This is a genomic window from Gordonia westfalica (genome assembly GCF_900105725.1).
Taxonomy (GTDB): domain Bacteria; phylum Actinomycetota; class Actinomycetes; order Mycobacteriales; family Mycobacteriaceae; genus Gordonia; species Gordonia westfalica.
This window is the reverse complement of sequence record NZ_FNLM01000034.1, coordinates 780,192-803,875: the sequence shown is the minus strand read 5'-3', so window position 1 is coordinate 803,875 and position 23,684 is coordinate 780,192. Positions and strand designations below refer to the sequence as shown.

Annotated in this window: 22 protein-coding genes and 1 pseudogene; 18 read left to right on the top strand and 5 right to left on the bottom strand. The window is 69.1% G+C overall.

Annotated features, from left to right (window positions below; genetic code table 11):
- Positions 1–73 precede the first annotated feature (73 nt).
- Complete coding sequence (locus tag BLU62_RS09030; RefSeq protein WP_244278102.1) at positions 74–1,576, top strand: DHA2 family efflux MFS transporter permease subunit; 1,503 nt, start codon at positions 74–76, stop codon at positions 1,574–1,576.
- On the opposite strand, the gene yaaA is transcribed toward BLU62_RS09030, so the two are convergent.
- Complete coding sequence (yaaA, locus tag BLU62_RS09025; protein ID WP_208863617.1) at positions 1,573–2,355, bottom strand: peroxide stress protein YaaA; 783 nt, start codon at positions 2,353–2,355, stop codon at positions 1,573–1,575. The two genes, BLU62_RS09030 and yaaA, sit on opposite strands and share 4 nt — an antisense overlap.
- Here yaaA and BLU62_RS09020 point away from each other — a divergent pair.
- A complete protein-coding gene (locus BLU62_RS09020; RefSeq protein WP_074852782.1) occupies positions 2,354–4,084 on the top strand; it encodes a proline--tRNA ligase in 1,731 nt (576 codons plus the stop codon). The two genes, yaaA and BLU62_RS09020, sit on opposite strands and share 2 nt — an antisense overlap.
- A gap of 21 nt (positions 4,085–4,105) precedes the next feature.
- Here the strand turns inward: BLU62_RS09020 and BLU62_RS09015 are convergent, their stop codons facing one another.
- Positions 4,106–4,576, bottom strand: a complete 471-nt coding sequence (locus tag BLU62_RS09015) for a ferritin-like domain-containing protein (protein ID WP_074849195.1) — start codon at positions 4,574–4,576, stop codon at positions 4,106–4,108.
- The gene (locus BLU62_RS09010) at positions 4,573–5,076 is read right to left on the bottom strand and encodes a hypothetical protein (RefSeq protein WP_074849194.1); all 504 of its coding nucleotides are present in this window, start codon (positions 5,074–5,076) and stop codon (positions 4,573–4,575) included. Before BLU62_RS09010 ends, BLU62_RS09015 begins: the two co-directional genes overlap by 4 nt.
- 116 nt (positions 5,077–5,192) lie before the next feature.
- Between BLU62_RS09010 and rimP the strand changes: the two genes are divergently transcribed.
- The 7 genes and pseudogenes from rimP (at position 5,193) to BLU62_RS08975 (ending at position 13,137) form a co-directional block, all read left to right on the top strand.
- A complete protein-coding gene (rimP, locus tag BLU62_RS09005) occupies positions 5,193–5,789 on the top strand; it encodes a ribosome maturation factor RimP (protein WP_074849193.1) in 597 nt (198 codons plus the stop codon).
- A 50-nt stretch (positions 5,790–5,839) separates the two neighbouring features.
- Positions 5,840–6,849: pseudogene (gene nusA, locus BLU62_RS09000) on the top strand (transcription termination factor NusA).
- Between the two features lie 52 nt (positions 6,850–6,901).
- Positions 6,902–7,207, top strand: a complete 306-nt coding sequence (locus BLU62_RS08995; protein WP_244278101.1) for a YlxR family protein — start codon at positions 6,902–6,904, stop codon at positions 7,205–7,207.
- A gap of 131 nt (positions 7,208–7,338) precedes the next feature.
- Positions 7,339–10,248 (top strand): translation initiation factor IF-2, encoded by a 2,910-nt coding sequence (gene infB / locus BLU62_RS08990; protein ID WP_074849191.1) that lies wholly within the window; start codon positions 7,339–7,341, stop codon positions 10,246–10,248.
- A 101-nt stretch (positions 10,249–10,349) separates the two neighbouring features.
- Positions 10,350–10,802 (top strand): 30S ribosome-binding factor RbfA, encoded by a 453-nt coding sequence (gene rbfA, locus BLU62_RS08985; RefSeq protein WP_074849190.1) that lies wholly within the window; start codon positions 10,350–10,352, stop codon positions 10,800–10,802.
- On the top strand, positions 10,799–11,755 hold the full coding sequence (locus BLU62_RS08980) for a DHH family phosphoesterase (protein WP_074849189.1): 957 nt from the start codon (positions 10,799–10,801) through the stop codon (positions 11,753–11,755). Before rbfA ends, BLU62_RS08980 begins: the two co-directional genes overlap by 4 nt.
- A gap of 50 nt (positions 11,756–11,805) precedes the next feature.
- A complete protein-coding gene (locus BLU62_RS08975) occupies positions 11,806–13,137 on the top strand; it encodes an MATE family efflux transporter (protein ID WP_244278100.1) in 1,332 nt (443 codons plus the stop codon).
- A 4-nt stretch (positions 13,138–13,141) separates the two neighbouring features.
- Here BLU62_RS08975 and BLU62_RS08970 read toward each other — a convergent pair whose 3' ends face one another.
- Positions 13,142–13,957, bottom strand: a complete 816-nt coding sequence (locus tag BLU62_RS08970; RefSeq protein ID WP_084811767.1) for a hypothetical protein — start codon at positions 13,955–13,957, stop codon at positions 13,142–13,144.
- 6 nt (positions 13,958–13,963) lie between these two features.
- Between BLU62_RS08970 and BLU62_RS08965 the strand changes: the two genes are divergently transcribed.
- The 3 genes from BLU62_RS08965 to truB are packed head-to-tail and all read left to right on the top strand — an operon-like array spanning position 13,964 to position 16,585.
- Positions 13,964–15,016, top strand: coding sequence for a metallophosphoesterase family protein (locus tag BLU62_RS08965; protein ID WP_425284538.1), 1,053 nt, complete (start codon positions 13,964–13,966; stop codon positions 15,014–15,016).
- Positions 15,013–15,669, top strand: coding sequence for a 4'-phosphopantetheinyl transferase family protein (locus tag BLU62_RS08960; RefSeq protein WP_074849186.1), 657 nt, complete (start codon positions 15,013–15,015; stop codon positions 15,667–15,669). Before BLU62_RS08965 ends, BLU62_RS08960 begins: the two co-directional genes overlap by 4 nt.
- Before the next feature lies 1 nt (position 15,670).
- Complete coding sequence (truB, locus tag BLU62_RS08955) at positions 15,671–16,585, top strand: tRNA pseudouridine(55) synthase TruB (RefSeq protein ID WP_074849185.1); 915 nt, start codon at positions 15,671–15,673, stop codon at positions 16,583–16,585.
- 4 nt (positions 16,586–16,589) lie between these two features.
- Here the strand turns inward: truB and BLU62_RS08950 are convergent, their stop codons facing one another.
- Positions 16,590–17,279, bottom strand: coding sequence for a metal-dependent transcriptional regulator (locus tag BLU62_RS08950; RefSeq protein ID WP_208863615.1), 690 nt, complete (start codon positions 17,277–17,279; stop codon positions 16,590–16,592).
- Between the two features lie 84 nt (positions 17,280–17,363).
- Here BLU62_RS08950 and BLU62_RS08945 point away from each other — a divergent pair, with 84 nt between their 5' ends.
- The 6 genes from BLU62_RS08945 to BLU62_RS08925 all read left to right on the top strand — a co-directional run bounded on the left by BLU62_RS08945 (position 17,364) and on the right by BLU62_RS08925 (position 23,683).
- Complete coding sequence (locus BLU62_RS08945; protein ID WP_074849183.1) at positions 17,364–18,335, top strand: bifunctional riboflavin kinase/FAD synthetase; 972 nt, start codon at positions 17,364–17,366, stop codon at positions 18,333–18,335.
- A complete protein-coding gene (locus tag BLU62_RS33785) occupies positions 18,332–18,721 on the top strand; it encodes a hypothetical protein (RefSeq protein WP_244278099.1) in 390 nt (129 codons plus the stop codon). The genes BLU62_RS08945 and BLU62_RS33785 overlap by 4 nt, the downstream gene beginning before the upstream one ends.
- A gap of 8 nt (positions 18,722–18,729) precedes the next feature.
- Complete coding sequence (locus BLU62_RS33780) at positions 18,730–18,990, top strand: hypothetical protein (protein ID WP_244278098.1); 261 nt, start codon at positions 18,730–18,732, stop codon at positions 18,988–18,990.
- 123 nt (positions 18,991–19,113) lie between these two features.
- Positions 19,114–19,383, top strand: a complete 270-nt coding sequence (gene rpsO / locus BLU62_RS08935) for a 30S ribosomal protein S15 (RefSeq protein WP_074849182.1) — start codon at positions 19,114–19,116, stop codon at positions 19,381–19,383.
- Positions 19,384–19,832: 449 nt separating this feature from the next.
- Entirely contained in the window at positions 19,833–22,115 is a 2,283-nt protein-coding gene (locus BLU62_RS08930) for a polyribonucleotide nucleotidyltransferase (protein ID WP_074849181.1), read from the top strand.
- A gap of 95 nt (positions 22,116–22,210) precedes the next feature.
- Positions 22,211–23,683: a putative nucleotidyltransferase substrate binding domain-containing protein gene (locus BLU62_RS08925; RefSeq protein WP_074849180.1), complete on the top strand. Its 1,473-nt coding sequence runs from the start codon at positions 22,211–22,213 to the stop codon at positions 23,681–23,683.
- The last annotated feature ends 1 nt before the right edge of the window (position 23,684 follow it).

The window sequence follows — 23,684 nt, the reverse complement described above, 5'->3', positions numbered from 1 at the left end:
ACCGAATCAACAGCGATCGGCGAATCAACAGGGATTGGCACATCGGAGCGGTGGGCCGGTACCGTCGTGCCTTATGTCGAATCCCGGATCCGTGCACGCTGGAACCGTGGGCACCTCCCAGTTCCGTCCGGTCTTCGGATTGCCGATCCTGGTGCTGTCCGGAATGCAGCTGCTCATGGTGCTCGACGGCACCGTCGCGGCGCTGGCCCTCCCGCGGATCCGGGAGGCCCTGTCGCTCTCCGAATCCAGCGCCAACTGGGTCATCAGCAGTTACGTACTCGCCTTCGGCGGGCTGATGCTGCTCGGCGGTCGTCTCGGTGACACCTTCGGCCGCAAACGGATGTTCATCGTCGGCGTCGTGGCCTTCACCCTGACCTCGCTGCTGTGCGGTCTGGCCTGGAACGAGGCGAGCCTGATCATCGGCCGCGCGTTGCAGGGTGCGTCGGCGGCGGTGGCCGCACCGACCGCGATGGCGCTGGTCGCGACCACTTTCGCGCCGGGCAAACCGCGCAGTCAGGCCTTTGCCATCTACGCGGCCATGACGGGCGTCGGATCGGTGGCCGGGCTGATCGTGGGTGGCGTCCTGACCGAGGTGTCGTGGCGGCTCGTGTTCCTCATCAACGTGCCCATCGGTCTGGTCGTCGTGATCGGTGCCATCGTCGCGCTCCGCGAGTCGCAGGGGGAGCGGCTGCCGCTCGACGTCCCCGGCGCGGTGCTCGGCACGCTCGGGTGCACGCTGCTGGTGCTCGGTGTCAACGAGGGCCCCAACGGGTGGGGGTCACCCGTCGTCGTGGTGTCGTTCGTGCTCGGCGCACTCGCGCTCATCGCCTTCGTCGTGGTCGAGCGGCGCGCCCGCAACCCGATCCTGCCGTTCTCGCTGTTCGACAACACCTCACGCGTCGCGGCGCTCCTGGCGATCCTGTTCGCCAGCATGATCATGATGTGCATGGCGGTCTTCATCTCGCTGTATCTGCAGGGCATCCTGAAGTACTCGCCGATCCAGAGCGGCCTGGCGGTCGTCCCGTTCGCCTTCGGTCTCGGGATCGCCGCGGCGATCGCGTCGAAACTCGCCCTGATGGTCCAGCCCCGCTGGCTTGTCCTCGTCGGCGGCGCGGTCATCCTCGCCGGCTGCTTCTACGCCTCGTCGATCGCCACCGACGCGCCCGACTACTTCCCGGGCATCTTCATCCCGGTGGTGGTCATCGGTTTCGGGGTGGGACTCGCGGTGATCCCGCTGACCCTGTCCGTCGTCGCCGGCGTCGGCGCGCACGAGATCGGTCCGCTGACCGCCCTCGCGCAGGTCGCCCAGAACCTCGGCGGTGCGGTCGGCCTCGTCGTCGTCGGCGCGATGGTCACCTCGCGGGCGCTGTCGAAGGGCGGCACCACCGAACCGGTCGAGACCATGAACCCCGCCCAGCTGGCGGCCCAGGCGGAGGGCTACGGCCTCGCCTTCGCCGCGTGCGCCGGGATCGCGGTCATCGCCGCGATCGTGGTCCTGTTCATGCGGTTCACCCCGGAGCAGGTCGCCGAGGGACAGGCCGCGCAGGAAGCGGCCGACGCGGGGGTGGACCCCTAGTCCGTCAGCACGACGATCTGGTCGGGTGCGGCGATCTCGACGCGTTTTCCCGCGTCGGAAAGGACGGCGGCCAGGCCGTTGACGTCACGGACATTGCGTCGCGTGCGCACCAGTTCACGGGCCATCAGCCCCTTGTAGTGCTTGTTGAAGTGGCTCACGACCTTGCGCGACCCGTCCGGCTGTTCGGTCATGACCGTTGCGGTCACCGCGCCGCTCACGGGGCCCAGTTGCTGGTACACCCCGGAGCGCAGATCGACGACGAAGTCGTCGACCGCGTCGAGTGCGGGCGACAGTTCGGGCTTCCAGATCGACGCGAGGGTCGGCATCCCGGGGAGCTTGGAACCACCCGACAGCCGGTAGGCGGGGATCGCGTCGGCGGCCCGGACCACTCCGAACAAGGCGGAACCGATCGCCAGCCGGTCGGCGGCCTTCGTCTTGCCGGCCTTGGTCAGCGAGGCGTGGTCGAGGGCGTCGTAGAGGACGCCGGTGTAGCGCTCGATGGCCGGGCGGGTGGGGGAGAGCCAGAGGTCGGCGTTGCGATCGACCTCGGAGAGCTGCGTCGCACCCAGACCGAGCGCCGTGCGGCTCGCGTCGAGGTCACCGGCCAGGTCGACGATGGCCTCACCGATGCGCTTGCGGACCGGGTTCAACTCGGGAAACGACAGGGTGTCCAGATCGAGGGGAGCCCCGCGCCCACCGTCGGATTTGGTCTCGGAGGGAGGGAGGATGACGAGCACCGGAACACCATAACTAAGCTGGTTTGTCGTGATCACACGCATGTCGACCCTGTTCCTGCGGACCCTGCGCGATGACCCGGCCGATGCCGAGGTTCCCAGCCACAAGCTGCTGGTGAGAGCGGGCTATGTCCGCCGCGTCGCGCCCGGCGTCTACTCCTGGCTCCCGCTGGGTCTGCGCGTGCTCAAGGCCATCGAGACGGTGGTGCGCGAGGAGATGAACGCCATCGGCGGTCAGGAGATCCTGCTCCCCGCGCTGCTGCCGCGCGAACCGTACGAGGCCACCAACCGCTGGACCGAGTACGGTGACGCCCTGTTCCGCCTCAAGGACCGCAAGGGCGCCGACATGCTCCTCGGGCCCACCCACGAGGAACTCTTCGCGACGCTGGTCAAGGGCGAGTACTCGTCCTACAAGGACATGCCGGTCATCCTGTACCAGATCCAGACCAAGTACCGCGACGAGGAGCGTCCCCGCGCGGGCATCCTCCGCGGACGCGAGTTCGTGATGAAGGACGCCTACTCCTTCGACCTCGACGACGACGGCCTCAAGAAGGCGTACAACGCGCATCGCGAGGCGTACCAGAAGATCTTCGAACGCCTCCAGATCAAGTACGTCATCGTCTCCGCCACCTCCGGCGCGATGGGCGGCAGCGCCTCCGAGGAGTTCCTGGCCGAATCCGAGGTCGGCGAGGACACCTTCGTGCGCTGCCTCGAGTCGGGCTACGCGGCCAACGTCGAGGCGGTCGTCACGCACGCGCCCGACCCGAAGCCGATCGACGGCCTGCCCGAGGCGGTCGCCCACGACACCCCGGACACCGCGACCATCGACACCCTCGTGGCGTGGGCGAACGAGACCCTCGACGGCGAGTTCACCGGTGCCGACACCCTCAAGAACGTGCTCGTGAAACTGCATGCGCTGGGCCAGGATCCGGAGATCGTCGGCGTCGGCGTCCCCGGTGACCGCGAGGTCGACCTGAAGCGTCTCGAGGCATCGGTGGCGCCGGCCGAGGTCGAGTTGCTCACCGAAGCCGACTTCGCCGCCAACCCGTTCCTCGTGAAGGGATACATCGGACCGAAGGCCTTGGCCGCCAATGGAATCCGCTACCTCGTCGACCCCCGTGTGGTGGACGGGACGTCGTGGATCACCGGCGCCGACGAGCCCGGACGTCACTACGTCGGTCTCGTCGCCGGACGTGACTTCACCCCCGACGGCACCGTCGAGGCCGCCGAGGTCCGGGACGGCGACCCGTCGCCGGATGGCGCCGGAGTCCTGGTGAGCGCCAAGGGTATCGAGATCGGGCACATCTTCCAGCTCGGCCAGAAGTACACCGACGCCTTCGAGGTCGACGTCCTCGGCGAGAACGGCAAGCCGGTCCGGCTCACCCAGGGCTCCTACGGTGTCGGTGTGTCACGCCTGGTCGCGGTGATCGCCGAGCAGTCACACGACGACAAGGGCCTGCGCTGGCCGAAGGCCGTGGCGCCGTTCGCCGTTCACCTCGTCATCGCCAACAAGGACGCGGCCGCGATCGCCGGAGCCGAGCAGCTCGCCGCCGACCTCGACGCCGCCGGACTCGAGGTCCTCCTCGACGACCGCAAGGCGTCGCCCGGCGTGAAGTTCAAGGATGCCGAGCTCCTCGGCATGCCGACCGTCGTCGTGGTCGGACGCGGGTACGCCAACGGCACCATCGAGATCCGGGACCGCTTCACCGGTGAGGCCACCGAGGTCGCGGTCGACGGCGCGGTGGACGCGATCGTCGCGGCCGCCCGCGCCTGAGGACCAGCCCCTGCTTTTTGATCAACCCGAGACGGGAGACCCCGGGAACGCCACCGTGACCGGGGTTTCCTGCAGTATCGCGCGCCAGCCGGCGGCACGGACCGCGCATTCCGACAGGCCGTCGACGCCGATCCGGCGACCGGGTTCGTCGTCGGCCCGCTCGAGCAGTGCACGATAGGCCGTCGTGCAGTCCACCTCGGCCGCCAGCGCGGCCCGCGCGGCGGTCTCCGGGTCGGTGACCTGCACCGGGAGTGTGTACCCGGCAGCAGCGAGCGGCGGGGTGCCGCCGGCGGCGGTTATCGCCCGGTCGATCTCGTCACGGCGGGCACGGTGCTCCGCCGCGTAGTCGCCGACCATGCGACGGCGCGCAGCCGCGACGAAGGCGGTGATCACCCCGTAGGTGAAGATCGCGGCGTTCTCCGCATCGGCCGCGACGGCGAGCGGATCGTCGCTGTCGGCGGCCGTGGACGGCGTCGGGACGGGGCTGGTCATGCCAGTTGCACCTCTCGCATCGAGGTCACGGCGGCCGCGACCGAACCGACCAACCCGGCCGGATAGCCGGAAAGGGAGATCGCCACGTCACGGGCCTCACCCGACGACCGCTCGAGGTCGGTGCGGAAGCCGACCAGGGTCGGGGGTGTGGCGGGAGCGGGCGACGTCGACGGCGCGGGTTCATCGAGGGTCGTCGCGACGTCCTGGTCGAGGCGGATGATCTCCTCGCGCAACGCCCGCGCATGCTCGGCACGCTGATCGGCCACCACGGTGAGCGCGGCCGCGTAACCCGCCTCGGCGGTCACGAGGGCCCGGGCGCTCTTCTCGTCGGCGAGTGCGGATCGAACGAGTGGGGTCAGGCGCTCGGCGGTGATGGTTTCCTCGGAGGGGCCGGTGCTGCAGCCCGACACGCTGACGGCCCCCACCCCGGCCACCGCGACCCCGACAACGAGTCCGCCGCGCAGCACGGTGCGCCGATCCAATGTGGTCACGCGAGACATGATGCCAGTCGTCCGGCAGAGGTGGTCGGGGCATGCCCGGCGATCCACTAGGATGTGTCGAAGCAACGACGTGCGAGACCTTGCACGGCCCGACAACTGAAGACGAGGGGAGTGGCATGCCGATCAGCCCGCCGCAGGTGAGTGAACTCGTCGAAAAGCTTGTCGTAGAGCAAGGTTTCGACCTCGAAGACGTCACGGTGAACCGACGCGACGGCCAGGACGAACTGACCATCGTCGTCGACCGCGACGGCGGTAGCGACCTCGACGTCCTCGCCGAGTTGTCCAACCGGATCTCCGAGGTCCTCGACGCCGCTCCCGAACTCGCCGACGACCCCTACACCCTCGAGGTGACCTCGCCCGGGGTCGACCGTCCACTGACACTCCCGCGGCACTGGCGTCGCAACGCCGGACGCCGCGTCGCAGTCGACGTCGCCGGGGGAGCGGACGCCGAGGCGCGGTCCGTCACCGGCCGCATCGGCAAGCTCGTCCCGGGAGACGACACCGACGAGGACACGGGCGGGCACGTCGAGATCGTGATGAACCACCGAGGGCGGATCGCCGTCGAGTCCATCCACCTGGACGCCGTGACGAACGCGGTCGTGCAGGTCGACTTCTCGCAGCCGAGCGCGACCGAACTCGAACTCTGCGGCCTCGACGCCGACGAGATCGACCGGCGCCGGGCACGCGACCGGACACAACTCAACAGCGATTGAAGAACAACAGCGACAAATGAACAGCGGCGACAAGTGAATAGGAGACAGACATGAACATCGACATCGGCGCACTGCGCATGATCGAGGCCGACAAGGGCATCTCGATCGACATGGTCATCACCGCGATCGAGACGGCCCTACTGACCGCCTACCGCCACACCGACGGATTCGCGCCGCACGCGCGCGTCGACGTCAACCGCAAGTCGGGTGCCGTCCGCGTCATGGCGCAGGAACTCGACCAGAACGGCGACGTCGTCCACGAGTGGGACGACACCCCGAGGGCTTCGGCCGAATCGCGGCGACCACCGCGCGCCAGGTCATCCTGCAGCGCCTGCGCGACGCCGAGAACGAGAAGAACTTCGGTGACCTCGTGGCACACGAGGGCGAGATCGTCGGCGGCGTCGTGCAGCAGGACTCCCGCGCCAACGCCCGCGGCATGGTCGTGGTGCAGATCGGCAGCGACGCCAACAGCACCGAGGGCGTCATCCCGCCCGCCGAACAGGTGCCGGGCGAGGTCTACACCCACGGCGACCGCATCAAGTGCTACGTCGTCGGCGTCAGTCGCGGAGCCCGCGGACCGCAGATCACGCTCTCGCGCACCCACCCGAACCTGGTCCGCAAGCTGTTCTCGCTCGAGGTACCCGAGATCGAGGACGGTTCCGTCGAGATCGTCGCCGTCGCCCGCGAGGCCGGTCACCGTTCCAAGATCGCCGTGCACACCGGCGTCTCGGGCCTCAACGCCAAGGGCGCCTGCATCGGACCGATGGGTCAGCGTGTGCGCAACGTCATGAGTGAACTGGCCGGCGAGAAGATCGACATCATCGACTTCGACTCCGATCCCGCGGTGTTCGTCGGGAATGCGCTGTCCCCGGCGAAGGTTGTATCGGTCACCGTGGTCGACGAGGCCGCGAAGGCTGCACGGGTCGTCGTCCCCGACTATCAGCTCTCCCTCGCCATCGGCAAGGAAGGGCAGAATGCCCGATTGGCCGCTCGTCTCACCGGGTGGCGGATCGACATCCGTTCCGACGCCGCACCCGCGGTCGAGGAGGCCGCCGAGTGACGCGAGTGACAACCGATTGTTCGCCACCGGGCCGGTCGGGCTAGACTGATCGATGGTTCAGCGATCCGCCCCCAGCACGTCGACCAACCACAAGCCAGTCCGGATGTGTGTCGGTTGCCGGCAGCGGGCAGAGATCACCGAGTTGGTTCGTGTCGTCGCTCGACAGCGTGACGACATCACCACGATCGTGATCGACCCCGCGAAGACCATGCCGGGACGTGGCGCTTGGTTGCATGCGAGGGCGGAGTGCATCTCCGCCGCGACGCGACGCAGGGCCTTCGCCGCGGCACTCCGGACTCCCGGTCTGACCGTGGACCCGGACGATCTCGCCGAACAGCTCGGCGTGATCACCCACTAAAGATGGCTCCTCGGAGCCGGAACAGGTTGCAGAAAACATGAGCACACCGTGAAGTCCCCACGATGAGCATGTACCGGACATAAATCGAGGCCGTAGCGGGTTAGCCGCTTGGCCTCCAGCAAAGGAGAGCAGTGGCAGGCAAAGCCCGCGTGCACGAACTGGCCAAAGAACTTGGCGTGACGAGCAAACAGGTGCTCGAGCGTCTCAAGGAGCAGGGCGAGTTCGTCAAATCGGCGTCGTCGACGGTAGAGGCCCCGGTGGCCCGTCGACTGCGTGAGTCATTCCCCGGCCAGGACGGGGGAGCCAAGGACGGCGGTTCGTCGTCGGCACCCAGTCCTCGCCAGTCGGCCAAGCCCGGACCCAAGCCGTCCGCAGCGCCGAAGCCCGGAGCCGCCCCGGCGGCGCCCGCGGCCGAACGTCCCGCCCCGGGACCCCAGACCGGTGCACCTCAGACAAGTGCACCCCAGACAAGTGCGCCCCGGACCGGTGCACCCAAGCCCGGCGGCCCGAAGCCGGGTCCCGCCCCGGTCGAGACGCCTGTACCTGCAGCGCCGGCGGCCGAGCGACCGAGCCCGGCTCCCGCGCCCGGTGCTCCCAAGCCCGCGGCACCGGCACCTGCGGCTCCGGCCGCATCGGCAGCACCCACGCAGCCGACCAAGGCACCGGGTCCGCGTCCGGGCGGTCCGAAGCCCGGCCCGCGTGCACCGCGCGTCGGTAACAACCCGTACTCCTCGGCTCCGGCTCCCGCGCCGCGTCCGGCGGCTCGCCCCGGCGGCCCCGGTCAGGGCGGTCCGCGTCCCGGCGGCGGCCGTCCCGGTGCCGCCGGACAGGGTGGTCCGCGTCCCGGCGGCGGCCGTCCGGCTCCCGGTCAGGGCGGTCCCCGTCCCAACCCGGGCAACATGCCCCCTCGTCCCAGCCCCGGTGCGATGCCCTCGCGCGCGGCTCGTCCTGACGCCCGTCCGGGTGGTCGTGGCGGAGCCGGCGCCGGCGGTGGTCGCGGCGGAGGCGGCGGCGGTTACCGCGGCGGCCCCGGTGGCGGCGGCGGTGCACCCGGCGCACCCGCAGGTGGTGGCTTCCGCGGCCGTCCCGGCGGCGGTGGCGGCGGAGGACGTGGTCGCGGTGGAGCCGCGGGTGCGTTCGGACGTCCCGGTGGCGCTCCTCGCAGGGGCCGCAAGTCGAAGCGCGCAAAACGCGCCGAATACGAGAACATGCAGGCTCCGGCCGTCGGTGGCGTCAGGCTTCCGCGCGGCAACGGCGAGGTCATCCGTCTCGCCCGTGGTGCCTCGCTGTCGGACTTCGCCGACAAGATCGACGCCAACCCGGCATCGCTGGTCCAGGCGCTGTTCAACCTCGGCGAGATGGTGACGGCGACCGAGTCGGTCAACGACGAGACGCTCGAGCTGCTCGGCTCGGAGATGAACTACCGCGTCCAGGTCGTCAGCCCGGAGGACGAGGACCGCGAGCTGCTCGACAGCTTCGACCTCACCTACGGCGAGGACGAGGGCGGCGAGGAAGATCTCGCGCAGCGTCCGCCGGTGGTCACCGTCATGGGCCACGTCGATCACGGTAAGACCCGACTGCTCGACACGATCCGTAAGGCGAACGTCCGCGAGGGCGAGGCCGGCGGCATCACGCAGCACATCGGTGCCTACCAGGTGAACACCCACCTCAACGGTGAGGATCGCCTGATCACCTTCATCGACACCCCGGGTCACGAGGCGTTCACCGCCATGCGTGCACGTGGTGCGAAGGCCACCGACATCGCGATCCTCGTGGTCGCGGCCGACGACGGCGTCATGCCGCAGACGGTGGAGGCGGTCAACCACGCGCAGGCAGCAGACGTGCCGATCGTGGTCGCGGTGAACAAGATCGACAAGGAAGGCGCCGATCCGCAGAAGATCCGCGGACAGCTGACCGAGTACGGCCTGATCCCCGAGGAGTACGGCGGCGACGCCATGTTCGTCGACATCTCGGCCAAGCAGGGCGAGAACATCGACGCACTGCTCGAGGCCGTGCTGCTCACCGCGGACGCATCGCTCGACCTGCGTGCCAACCCGGACATGGACGCCCAGGGTGTCGCCATCGAGGCGCACCTCGACCGTGGCCGCGGCCCGGTGGCGACCGTGCTGGTCCAGCGCGGAACGCTCCGCGTCGGCGACTCGATCGTCGCCGGTGACGCCTATGGTCGTGTCCGTCGCATGGTCGACGAGCACGGCGAGGACGTGGCCGAGGCACTGCCTTCGCGTCCGGTCCAGGTCATCGGTTTCACCTCTGTCCCCGGTGCAGGCGACAACCTGCTCGTGGTCGAGGAGGACCGCATCGCCCGGCAGATCGCCGACCGCCGCAACGCGCGCAAGCGCAATGCGCTGGCCGCGCGCAGCCGCAAGCGGATCAGCCTGGAAGACCTGGATTCGGCTCTCAAGGAGACCAGCCAGCTCAACCTCATCCTCAAGGGTGACAACAGCGGTACGGTCGAAGCCCTCGAAGAGGCCCTGCTGGGCATCGAGATGGGCGACGAGGTGTCGCTGCGGATCATCGACCGCGGTGTCGGTGGCGTCACCGAGACCAACGTCAACCTGGCGGCGGCCTCGGACGCGATCATCATCGGCTTCAACGTCCGCGCGGAGGGCAAGGCCACCGAGCTGGCCAACCGCGAGGGCGTCGACATCCGGTACTACTCGGTGATCTACCAGGCCATCGACGAGATCGAGAGCGCGCTCAAGGGCATGCTCAAGCCGATCTACGAAGAGGTGGAGCTCGGCCGCGCCGAGATCCGCGCCATCTTCAAGTCGTCGAAGGTCGGCAACATCGCCGGTTGTCTCGTGCAGTCGGGCATCATGCGTCGCAACGCCAAGGCCCGCCTGCTGCGCGACAACGTCGTGGTCGCCGAGAACCTCACCGTGTCGTCGCTCAAGCGCGAGAAGGACGATGCCACCGAGGTTCGCGAAGGCTACGAATGTGGTCTCACGCTGACGTACTCCGACATCAAGGTCGGCGACGTGATCGAGACGTACGAGCTGCAGGAGAAGCCGCGCGACTGATCGCGTGAACGTCTGAGCTCGTACGACACTCTCGACCCGCTGCCGTGCGCGCCGTCCCGACATGGGGCGGCGCGCACGGCACCGCTACGGAAGGACTCCCGATGGCTGATCCGGCACGGGCACAACGTCTGGCCAAGCGGATCTCGACGATCGTCGCCTCGGCGATCGCCACCGAGATCAAGGATCCGCGCCTGGCCTACGTCACGGTCACCGACACCCGCGTGACCAATGATCTGCACGACGCGACCGTCTACTACACGGTGATGGGCGAATCCCTCGACGTCGAACCCGACTACGAGGGTGCGGCGGCCGGCCTCGCCAAGGCGACCGGGGTGCTGCGCTCCAAGGTCGGCGCCGGCACCGGGGTGCGGTTCACCCCGACCCTGCGTTTCATGCTCGACACGGTTCCCGACACCGCCCGCCAGATGGAGGAGCTCGTCGAGCGCGCCCGCGCTGCCGACGAACTCGTCGCGCGGCAGGCGGCCGAGGCATCACCGGCCGGTGACGCCGATCCCTACCGTTCGGCAGACGACGCCGACCCCGACGACAAGTGAGCGGTTCGCCGACTGCGGCGATCGCCGCCAAGCTCGCCGACGCGCCGGCGGTGACAATCTGCTGCCACATCCGCCCCGACGCGGACACGATCGGCAGCGGTCTCGCACTGGGACTGGCCCTCGACCGGCGCGGCGTCGACGTCGAGGTGTCCTATCCCGGCGCCGAACAGCTACCGGCATCCCTCGGCGGCCTGCCCGGCAGCAAACTCCTGTGTTCTCCGAGCCAGGTGGTCGGGCACCCGCTGGTGGTGTCGGTCGACGCCGCCAACCTCGAGCGCCTCGATTCGCTGGGGGCGGTATTCAGCGCGGCCGACACCTCGATCACCATCGACCATCACGCGTCGAATCCCGGCTTCGGTGATCTCGACCTCATCGACCCGGCCGCCGATTGCACGTCGGTGCTGGTACTCGACGTGCTCGACGAACTCGGTGTCGAACTCGACGCCGACATCGCCACCTGCATCTACGCCGGGCTGACCACGGACACCGGCTCCTTCCGATGGGCCCGCCCGCAGTCGTTCCGCATCGCGGCCCGCCTGCTGGAGACCGGCGTCGACGCGCGCAGGTGGAGTCGCATCCTGTTCGACTCCCATCCGTTCGAGTGGTTCGCCATGATGTCGGGCGTGCTGGCCTCGGCGCAGCTGGTCCCGTCGGCCTGCAACGGTGAGGGTCTGGTCTACGCGATCGTCGACCAGCAGGCCCTCGCCGGCATGAGCTGGGAGGAATCCGAGAGCGTCATCGACACCATCCGGACGGCTCGCGACGCCGAGGTCGCCGCGGTGTTCAAGGAGAGCGAACCCGAGGTCTGGACGGTGTCACTGCGGTCCAAGGAGATCGTCGACCTCGTCCCGATCGCCCGCGCCCACGGCGGCGGCGGACACCGCCAGGCCTCCGGCTACAGCGACACCGGCACCGCCGACGAGGTGGTCGCCCGGTTGCTGGAGTCGCTCTGAGCGAGACCCGGCAGGACACACCCGGCGTCGACGATGCGGGACATGACGATGTGGGCGTCGCGCGGATCGCGACGCTCACCGTCTCGGCGCTCGCGGTGCTCATCGCGCCGCCGCTCTACCTGCTCCTCGACCTCGCGGTCGTCGGCCGGCTCGGCGGCGATCAGCTCGCCGCGCTCGGCGTCGGCACCCTCGTCCTGTCGATCGTCAGCACCCAGCTGACCTTCCTGTCGTACGGGACCACGGCCCGCGCGGCGCGCAGATTCGGTGCGGGCGACCGGGCCGGCGCGGTGCGCGAGGGCGTCCAGGCCAGCTGGATCGCGGTGGCCGTCGGCGTGGTGATCGTCGCGGTCGCGTATCCGCTCGCGCCGCTGGTCATGCGGTTGCTCGTCGGTACGTCGTCGCCGGCATCGGCCGCGGTGGCCGCCGACGCCGCGCACTGGATGCGCATCGCGATGTTCGGCGTCCCGCTGATCCTGCTGTCGATGGCGGGCAACGGGTGGATGCGCGGTGTGCAGGACACACGTCGTCCGGTCGTCTACGTCGTCATCGGGCTGTCGCTCGCAGCCGTGCTCGTCGTCGGCCTCGTGCATGGCATCGGGCCGTTCCCGCGTCTCGGCCTCCCGGGTAGCGCCGTCGCCAATGTGATCGGCCAGGGCGTCACGGGCGCGTTGTTCGCGGTGCGGGTGATTCGCGAGGCGTCCGGGGAGTCGCAGGGGTTCCGGCCGGACCGCACGATCATCGTCGCCCAGCTGGCGATGGCGCGCGATCTCGTCGTGCGCAGTCTCTCGTTCCAGATCTGCTTCGTGTCGGCGGCCGCGGTGGCCGCCCGCTTCGGCGTCGCCCAGGTCGCGGCGCATCAACTCGTACTGCAGCTCTGGGAGTTCATGGCGCTGTTCCTCGACTCGGTCGCGATCGCCGCCCAGGCGCTCGTCGGCGCGGCTCTCGGCGCCGGCCGGCTCAAGGTCGCCGACTCGGTGGTCCGCCGGGTGACCGCTGTGTCGGTGATCGCGGCGACCGCGATGGCCGCGGTGTTCGCCGCCTGCGCGTCACTCATCCCGCGCGTCTTCACCTCCGACGACGCCGTGCTCGACGCGATCGGGGTGCCCTGGTGGTTCTTCGTCGGCATGCTGCCGATCGCCGGGGTCGTCTTCGCCCTCGACGGCGTGCTGCTCGGCAGCGGCGACGCCGCCTTCCTGCGCACCGCCACACTCACCGGCGCACTCGTCGGGTTCCTGCCGCTGATCTGGCTGTCGCTGATCTTCGACTGGGGTCTGGCCGGCGTCTGGTCGGGCCTCGTGGTGTTCATGCTGGTCCGGCTCGCGACCGTCGTGTGGCGTATCCGTTCCGGCCGATGGCGACAGACCGGGGCCGTCCGGGCCTGAAGCCTCAGCGACGATCGTCGGGTCTGCGGATCTGTGTGGTGCGGAACGACGGGTCCTCGGGCCGCGCGGGCGGGCGGTTCCCGAGCGGAGGTGGCGGTGGGCGATACCGTTCGGTCTCCCGCTGATCCGTCTGGTGCGCCTGCGTCCGGTAGAGCTGGGTGGCGCCGAAATCGTCGGCCGGCGGTCCCTGCGGCGGCACCGTCGATGCGCCGCGTCGCATTGTCAGACCGATGCCGTCGAACGCCCACAGGATCAGGACGGCCACGAGGATGAAAGCCATCTCGAAGGCCACCACGCCGGCGAAGTAGCCGAGGGGGAGTGTGCCCCCGCTCGTGAGGTCCACGCCGAAGTCGGGCTGGTGGAAGTGGATCGCCCAGGTGCCGAGGGCGAGCACCCCGGCCGCCGGGATGACACCGAGCCAGGTCGCCGGCGTCCGGCGGCGTGCGATCGACCAGACGATGACCGCGCCGCTGTCGAAGAGGGCGATGTTCGCCATCGCCGCCGTGTCGAGGGCCCGCGCGTCCCAGTCGGCGATCACCGACGAGTCGAGATAGAAGGGCAGGATCGCGACCCGTTCGAGGGCCAGGAGGATGAGCCCGACCAGCAGTACGAGCGCGAGCCGCACACCGCTACGTGCCCACGCCGCGGTGATCAGCAGGAACACGAACGGCACGACCGCGGACGCCCCGTACCGAACCCAGGAGCCGGTGCCGGCCGATTCCATCGTGTGGAGCGACGCCACCAGGGCGGCGGCGAACGCGACGAGGATCGCGGCACTCACCAGCGTCTGGACCCACCAGGGCCCTCGATTGCCCCACACCGCTCGATGGTCCCACGTGGGGCCGCCCGCGGCACGGCGGATTCATCACCTCTGGCACGATGGATCCTCGTGGCAACTTTGTGGGCGATCAGCGATCTGCACGTCGCCCATCGGGGCAACGAGCACATCATCGACGACATCCGGCCGTCCTCGGCGGAGGACTGGCTCATCGTCGCCGGTGACGTCGCCGAACGCACCGACGACATCGTCGACACCCTCCGCCGTCTGCGCACCCGCTTCCACACCGTCATCTGGGTTCCGGGCAATCACGAGCTGTACACCACGGCCAAGGATCCGCTGCAGGTGTTCGGGGTCGCGCGGTACGACTATCTGGTCCAGGCGTGCCGCGACATCGGTGTGGTGACCCCGGAGGACATCTACCCGCTGTTCGATCCCGGCGACGGCAGCGACCCGGTCCGCGTGGTCCCGATGTTCCTGCTGTACGACTACACGTTCCGGCCGGAGGGCACCGCCAACAAGCTGACCGCGCTGGCCCTCGCGCGCGAACGCAACGTGGTGGCCACGGACGAATTCCTGCTCTCGCCCGAGCCCTTCCCGACCCGAGACGCCTGGGGTCGCGCGCGGATCGAGATCACGCGTCGCCGGTTGCAGGCGCTCGATCCCTCGGAGAAGACCGTCCTCATCAACCACTGGCCGCTGCGCCGTGAACCGTGTGATGCGCTCATCTACCCGGAGTTCGCCCTGTGGTGCGGCAGCGAGCTGACGGCCGACTGGCACACCGAGTTCAACGCGGAGTGTTGCGTGTACGGGCACCTGCACATCCCGCGCACCACCTGGTACGACGGCGTCCGGTTCGAAGAGGTGTCGGTCGGCTACCCGCGCGAGTGGAAGCGACGCGGCCTGCCCAACCCGTTGATGCGCAACATCGTGCCGGGTGACGGTCTCGGCCCGACCGACCTTCCCGAGCACGGCGTGCGGTTCGACCTGCCGCCCGATTACGCCGAACGAGCCGCGGAGTTCCGGGCACGGGTGGAGCAGAGGCAGGCAGAACGCCGTACGCGGCAGGCGGAGCGGCAAGCACGAAAGGACGAACAGTGATCGAACAACTCCTCCCATCCGGGGTCGCCTCGGCGGAGGCGTTCGACGATCCGCCGGGCCTGGTCCCCATGCCCGCCGAGCAGGCGCTCATCGGCCGCGCCGTCGAGAAGCGTCGCCGCGAGTTCACCACCGTGCGCCACTGTGCCCGACAGGCGCTCGGTGAGCTGGGCTACGACCCGGTGCCGATCCTCAAGGGGGACAAGGGTGCCCCCATCTGGCCCGCGGGCATCGTGGGCAGCCTGACACACTGCGACGGCTACCGCGCGGCCATCGTCGCCCATGCGATGGGTGTGCGTTCCCTCGGCATGGATGCCGAACCGCACGAAGCACTGCCCGACGGCGTACTCGACCACACCAGCCTGCCCGCCGAACGCGAGGTCCTCGCGACCCGGCCGGCCGGCCTGCACTGGGACCGGTTGCTGTTCTGCGCCAAGGAGGCCACCTACAAGGCGTGGTTCCCGATCACCAAGCGGTGGCTGGGATTCGAGGACGCCCTCATCACCTTCGAGCAGACGGCGGAGACCTCCGGGACGTTCATCTCGCGCATCCTCATCGACCCGGCCGCGGTCGACGGCGGCGCACCCGTGCTCGAGTTCCACGGCCGCTGGCTCGTCGAGCGCGGCATCATCACCACGACGATCGCGATGGTCTGAGATGGCCGACGCAACCATCGAGAAGGCCGGCCTGCTCATCGTCGACAAAGAGGCCGGGATCACCAGCCACGACGTCGTCTCGCGGTGCCGGAAGATCTTCAACACGCGCCGGGTCGGCCACGCCGGCACCCTCGACCCGATGGCCACCGGTGTCCTCGTCGTCGGGATCGAGCGGGCCACAAAGCTTCTCGGCCTGCTGTCGCTGACCACGAAGTCTTACACCGCGACCATCCGGCTCGGCGCCTCGACCACCACCGACGACCGTGAGGGGGAGATCCTCACCACGGTCGACGCGTCCGGTGTCGCCGACGACGAGATCGCCTCCGCGGTCGCCGATCTCACCGGTGACATCCAGCAGGTCCCGGCGAAGGTCTCGGCGATCAAGGTCGACGGCCGTCGTGCACATGCACTGGTCCGCACCGGCGCCGACTTCGATCTGGCCGCCCGTCCGGTGACGGTGTCGCGCTTCGATGTTCGCGCCACCCGTCGTGGCGACGAGAACGACACCGCGGGCGTCGTGGATCTCGATGTCGCCGTGGACTGTTCTTCGGGCACCTACATCCGGTCGATGGCGCGCGATCTCGGTTCCGCACTCGGGGTCGGCGGACACCTCACCGCCCTACGGCGCACCGCCGTCGGCCCCTTCACCCTCGAACACGCGCGCACGCTCGACGAGGTCCGCGAGGACGGCCGCGTCAGCCTCGACATCGACGAGGCCGTCAAGATCTCCTTCCCGCGTCGCGACATCAGCGACGACGAGGCCGAATCCATCAGCCAGGGACGGTGGCTCGAGCCCATCGGCATGAAGGGTGTCTACGTCGTCGTCGACCCGCACGAGCAGGCCATCGCGCTCATCCAGGAGAAGGGCAAGCGGGCGAGTTCGGTGATGGTCGTACGACCCGCCACCCTGCGCTGAGGCGCTAGCGCGGCACCACGAAGATCGCCCGCGCGGCGATGTCGCCGAGGTCGATCGGCGCCGCGTCGTCGAGGGACACCGAGATGGTGCCGGCGAAGGGACGCTTCTCGGCGACGGTGACCACACAGTCGAGGGCCACGCCCACCTCGTCGAAGTAGCGCAGCATCTCGGGGTCGGTGTCGGAGATGCGGGCGATCGATCCCGACGCCCCGACCTCGAGGTCGGCGAGAAGCGCCGCGGCGGGCGTGGGGATCGAACCGTCGAGTGCGGGGATCGGGTCGCCGTGCGGATCCCGGTCGGGGAAGCCGAGTTTGGCGTCGAGCCGGGCCATCAGCCGATCGGAGACGGCGTGCTCGAGGATCTCGGCCTCGTCATGTACCTCGTCCCAGCGGTAGCCGAGTTCGCGCACGAGGAAGGTCTCGAGGAGACGGTGGCGCCGCACCATGAGGATCGCGGCCTCGCGTCCCTCGTCGGTCAGCGTCACCGCGCCGTACGGTTCGTGGGAGACCAGACCCTGGTCGGCGAGTTTGCGGATGGCCTCCGACGCGGTCGACGCGGAGACGCCGAGGGACTGGGCCAGCAGCTTGGTCGTGACCTTGACGTCTTCCCATTCCTGGCTGGTCCAGATGACCTTCAGATAGTCCTGGGTGACCTGTGAGAGCTCGTTCACCGGACGGTCCGATCGCCATGGCATGGATACGAGCTTAGCGTCCCCTTGTCTGCCCGTACGCGTGTGGCGGTGGTGGTTTGGAACTGGTGCTGCCCGTAGTCTGGTCGCGTGTTGCGATGGCGAGGTCTTGACGACATCCCCGCGGACTGGGGACGGTGCGTGGTCACCATCGGTGTCTTCGACGGTGTGCACCGTGGGCATGCCGAACTGATCCATGCCGCCACGAAGGCGGCGAAGGAGCACGGGGTCCCCTCGGTCCTGATGACCTTCGACCCGCATCCGTCGGAGGTCGTGCGGCCGGGATCCCATCCGCCGCAACTGACCACGCTGACGCGACGCGCCGAGCTGGCCGAGGAACTCGGCATCGACGTCTTCTGCGTCATGCCGTTCACCCCGGAGCTCGCGGCGCGATCGCCCAAGGACTTCGCCCACGACATCCTCGTCGAGACGCTGCATGCCGCCGACGTCGTGGTGGGGGACAACTTCACCTTCGGGCGCAAAGCGGCCGGCGATGTCGCGAAACTGACGGAGCTGGGCGGCAAGTTCGGCTTCGAGGTGCAGGCCATCTCGCTGTTCGGTGAACACGCGGTGACCTACTCGTCGACCTACATCCGCTCCTGCGTAGCGGCCGGCGACATGGACCGGGCCGCGGAGGCTCTCGGCCGGCCCCACCGGGTGGAGGGCGTCGTGGTGCGCGGCGACGGTCGCGGACGCGATCTCGGGTACCCGACCGCCAACGTCGCGCCGCCGATGTACGCCGCGATCCCCGCCGACGGCGTGTACGCCGCCTGGTTCACGATCCTCGGCGCGGGACCGGCCGTCGGTGAGGTCGTCCCGGGCGAGCGATACCAGGCCGCGGTGTCGGTGGGCACCAACCCGACCTTCTCCGGACGCACCCGCACCGTCGAGGCCTTCGTCCTCGACAAGAACGCCGACCTCTACGGCCAGCACGTCGCCGTCGACTTCGTCCACCGCATCCGCGGGATGGTCCAGTTCGACGGGATCGACGCCCTCGTCGCCGAGATGGGCAACGACGTCGCCACGACCAGGAAGATCCTGGCGGCGGCCGAGACATCGTGAGCAGCCAAGGGGCCGACGCTCCCGGCAAGGGACCCGCGCCGACCGCGGCGATCGCCGCGGCTCTCACATCGGTCGTCCTGGGTCTGGTGGTCGTTGCCGCGACCTTCATGGAGTGGGTGGACCTCGGTTCGGTAGGGCTCGCCCCTCTCAACCCGAACGGTTTCGGCGTGCACAACGGGCGCTACGCGGAGGCGTTCGGAACCCAGCTGACACTCGGGTGGTTCACCACCGCGCTGGGTCTGCTGATCATCGTCGGCGGGCTCGCCGCCCTCTACGCCGTGGTGCGCCGCGTGGGTGCACCGCATCCGGGTTTCGCCGTGGTCGCCGGGGCCGGTGTCGGCGTCGTCGTCATGGCCGGAGCGGTACCCGTGCGGCCCTCGGGCTGACGCTGCCGTTGGGACAGGTCGGGGCCACGTCGGCAGCCGCCGACGTCGGTGACCCGACAACCGGGTTGTTCCTCATGCTCGCTGCCGCGTTCACCTCGGTCGTCCTGGGTGTGGTCGGTGTATCGCTGACCGGCCGCGGCGCCGCGCGGCACCAGGCCCGACGGCTGCAGGCGATCGCGATCATCGTCGGCGCGGTGATCGGGGTGATCGCGGTCGCGCTGGTCTGGTGGTGGCTCGGCCGCGACACGGGCATCCACGTCGGCGGGTAGGTGTCCGACGGATTTGGGTCCAGCGTCCCTCGGCAGGTAGCCTGATCGGTCGGTGTTGCTGCAGTCCGCGGTGGCGCACCGTGGTTCATTTTCAGACGCGGCACTGAGAAACAGGAGTGGCTCATGGCATTGACTGTCGAGCAGAAGAAGGAAATCCTCGGCGAGTACGGTCTGCACGAGACCGACACCGGTTCGCCCGAGGCCCAGGTCGCGCTGCTGACCAAGCGCATCGTCGACCTCACCGAGCACCTCAAGCAGCACAAGCACGACCACCACAGCCGCCGCGGTCTGCTGCTGCTCGTCGGCCGTCGTCGCCGTCTGCTGAAGTACGTCGCCAAGGTCGACATCAACCGCTACCGTTCGCTCATCGAGCGCCTCGGCCTGCGTCGCTGATCGCGTCCTCGCGGCAACAGACTCACCGACCGGCCATCTCCCACGGGGAGGTGGCCGGTCTGTTGTATTCCGGTATTGACAGCACGCGGTGATAGGCTGACACACGGATCGTTGCCGTGAACTGATGGCAGTGCGTGACGACGAGCCAGATCGGTCCTCGGTAGTGGCCGCCGGAGCACAGGTTCCGGCCGCTTCGATCGAAGGCCGTCTGAGCACTCAACCGGGCGCGAACACGTCGCGCCATTCACCCGCTGCCATATTTTCTCGGCGCGTTCTGGGTAGGTCCGATCCGCGCGTGCGATGAGTTCGACAGCACCTCTGCACCGATACCTCGGTGTACGCGGCGCACCTCGCGATGACCACCCTCAACCGCACAAGCGGCCATGTCTGCGTGGCCGCGCATCATGACGGCCGCTCACGGCAGCCGCTACGAAGGGATTCCACCCCACATGACAGATGTGACCACCACCGAAGATTTCACCGACGAGTACGACGACGCGATCACCGAGGCCACCGCGATCATCGACAACGGGAGCTTCGGCACCCGCACGATCCGGTTCGAGACCGGGCGCCTCGCCCTGCAGGCCGCCGGTTCGGTGACCGCCTACCTCGACGACGAGAACATGCTGCTCTCGACCACCACCGCGTCGAAGCACCCGAAGGAGCACTTCGACTTCTTCCCGCTGACGGTGGACGTCGAGGAGCGGATGTATGCCGCCGGACGCATCCCCGGATCGTTCTTCCGTCGTGAGGGCCGTCCGTCGACCGACGCGATCCTCACCTGCCGTCTGATCGACCGCCCGCTGCGCCCGTCGTTCGTCGACGGTCTCCGCAACGAGATCCAGGTCGTCGTGACCGTGTTGTCGCTCAACCCGAACGACCTCTACGACGTCGTGGCCATCAACGCCGCGTCGGCGTCGACCCAGCTCGCGGGTCTGCCGTTCTCCGGTCCGGTGGGCGGCGTGCGTGTCGCGCTCATCCCGACCGAGGAGAACAAGGCCGGCCAGTGGGTCGCGTTCCCGACCGTCGAGCAGCTCGAGGGTGCCGTGTTCGACATGGTCGTCGCGGGCCGCATCGTCAGCGGTGAAGGCGATTCCGCCGACGTCGCGATCATGATGGTCGAGGCCGAGGCGACCGACAACGTCATCGACCTGATCGCCGGTGGCGCCCAGGCACCGACCGAGGCGATCGTCGCCGAGGGCCTCGAGGCCGCCAAGCCGTTCATCGCCCGTCTCTGCGAGGCACAGAAGTCGCTGGCCGCCGCCGCTGCCAAGGCCACCGGGGAGTTCCCGCTGTACCCGCCGTACCAGGACGACGTCTACGAGGCCGTCGCCGCCGCCGCGACCGAGCGCCTCTCGGAGATCCTCACGATCCCCGGCAAGCAGGAGCGCGACGACAAGACCGACGAGCTCAAGGCCGACATCCTCGCCCAGCTCGGCGAGCAGTTCGAGGGTCGTGAGAAGGAGATCGGCGGCGCTTACCGCTCGCTGACCAAGAAGCTCGTTCGCCAGCGCATCCTGACCGACCACTTCCGCATCGACGGTCGCGGCATCACCGACATCCGTGCACTCTCCGCCGAGGTCGGCGTGATCCCGCGCGCCCACGGCAGCGCCCTGTTCGAGCGTGGCGAGACCCAGATCATGGGCGTCACCACCCTCGACATGGTGAAGATGGCGCAGCAGGTCGACTCGCTCGGACCCGAGACGTCCAAGCGGTACATGCACCACTACAACTTCCCGCCGTACTCGACCGGTGAGACCGGCCGCGTCGGTTCGCCCAAGCGTCGCGAGATCGGCCACGGCGCGCTCGCCGAACGTGCCCTGATGCCGGTGCTCCCGAGCGTCGAGGACTTCCCGTACGCGATCCGCCAGGTCTCGGAGGCGTTGGGCTCCAACGGTTCCACCTCGATGGGTTCGGTCTGTGCCTCGACCATGTCGCTGCTCAACGCCGGTGTGCCCCTGCGCGCCCCGGTCGCCGGCATCGCCATGGGTCTGGTCTCCGACACCGTCGACGGCGAAACCCGTTACGTCGCACTGACCGACATCCTCGGCGCCGAAGACGCCTTCGGCGACATGGACTTCAAGGTCGCCGGCACCAAGGACTTCGTGACGGCCCTTCAGCTCGACACCAAGCTCGACGGCATCCCGTCGCCGGTGCTCGCGGGTGCGCTCAGCCAGGCCAAGGATGCCCGACTGACCATCCTCGACGTCATGGCCGAGGCCATCGACGAGCCCGACGAGATGAGCCCGTTCGCGCCGCGGATCACCACCATCAAGATCCCGATGGACAAGATCGGCGAGCTGATCGGCCCCAAGGGCAAGACGATCAACGGCATCACCGAGGAGACCGGCGCCAACATCTCCATCGAGGACGACGGCACCGTGTTCGTCGGCGCCTCCGATGGTGTGAAGGCCCAGGCTGCGATCGACCGCGTCAACGCGATCGCCAACCCGCAGCTGCCCAAGGTCGGCGAGCGCTTCCTCGGCACCGTCGTCAAGACCACCGCGTTCGGTGCGTTCGTGTCGCTGCTGCCGGGTCGCGACGGCCTGGTGCACATCTCGAAGCTCGGTAAGGGTAAGCGCGTCAACAAGGTCGAGGACGTCGTGAACGTGGGCTCCAAGCTCCGCGTCGAGATCGCCGACATCGACGAGCGCGGCAAGATCAGCCTCGTCCCGGTCGACGACGACAAGGCAGAGGCCCCGGCCGCCGAAGCGGCCACCGCCGACGCCTGAGCCGTTCTGATCTGAAGTACCCCACACCGGGCCCGTCGTCCCTCGCGGACGGCGGGCCCGGTTGTCGTATCCGCGGCCGCCTATGATCTTCAGGGATGAACGGTCCGCCTGATCAGCTGACGGTCGCGCACCGCCGCGACGCGCAGCGCACACCCGGCTCGCGCACGGTCGCCGACCTGCTGCGGACCGCGCCGGTCATCGGGCGGGCCGACATGACCGTGCGGCAGGCCGCGGCGCTGATGACCGAGCGCGACCAGGACTACATCGTGATCCCGAGCCCCGAACACGGTCTCGGGTTGCTCACCGACGCCGGCATCCGCGCGCGGGTCGTCGCCGCCGGGCGGAGCATCGACACCCCGGTGGGGGAGGTCCTCGACGGGCCGGCGTTCGTCGTCGACTCCCGGACCGCCCCGGTGGACGCCCTCACCGAGCTCGTCGACCGCGACCTGACGGTGATCCCGGTGTGCGACACCGCCGGCACTGTCCTCGGCGTCATCGGCGCGAGCGATTTCGTCGCGGACCCGGCCGGTTCGAGTATGCCGCTGCGCGAACAGATTTCGCGGTCGCAGACGGTGGCGGAACTGCAGGGGCACGCGCGGCGCATCCCACAGCTGGTCGCCGATCTCGTGCGGCGGGACCGCCCGGCACACGAGGTCACCAGGGTCGCGTCACTGATCGTCGACGCCGTGGTGCTGCAAGGGTTGCAACTCGTCGTCGACAACCGTCCCGACGTCGATCCCGCGGCGTACACCTGGTTGTCGCTGGGCAGCAACGCGCGTCGGGAGCCGGTGCCGAGTTCCGATGTCGACTCGGCCGTGGTGTTCGACGACTCGCTGGAGGGGGCCGACCTCGACGGCTACCGAGAGGCCTTCGCCGAGCTCGACGAGATGCTCCGCGGTGCCGGTCTGACCGTCGATACCAACGGCGCCATCGCGTCGAAGCCGCTGTTTTCGCGGACCCGCGGCCAGTGGCAGACGGCGTCGCGCGGCTGGATCGACGCGCCGCTCGAGAACAAAGGGATGATCTTCACGTCGCTGATCCTCGACGGCCGGCCCCTCTTCGGGTCGCGTCGTGAATCGCGTTCGCCGGCACCGGGAGTCGAGATGATCGGCGCGCTACGTGCCGATCCGCGCACCATGCGTCTGCTGCTGGAGGAGTCGCTGTCGACCAAGGCCCGTCTGCGGTCGATGCGCGATGTCCTGACCCGGCGCGGCGACTCTTTCGACATCAAGACCCACGCGCTGACGCCACTGGTCAACATCGCGCGGTGGGCGGCGCTGAGCGTCGAATCCACCGAGGTGAACACCCGCGCCCGGCTACAGGTCGCGGCGGGGAGCGCGCTGCTGCCCGACGACGACGCGAGGACACTGACCGAGGTCTTCGACGTCCTGCAGCGGGTGCGGTTGAGGTACCAGGTCGCGCAGTTCGACCGAGGTGAGACGCCGACCGACGTCCTGGAGATGAAACGGCTGTCCCCGCTGGACCGGAGCCTGGTGGCGCAGGCGGTGCGGGAGATCGCCGGCGTCCAGCGCAGAATGGCCGGTATGAGCCACTACCAGGTGAACTGAG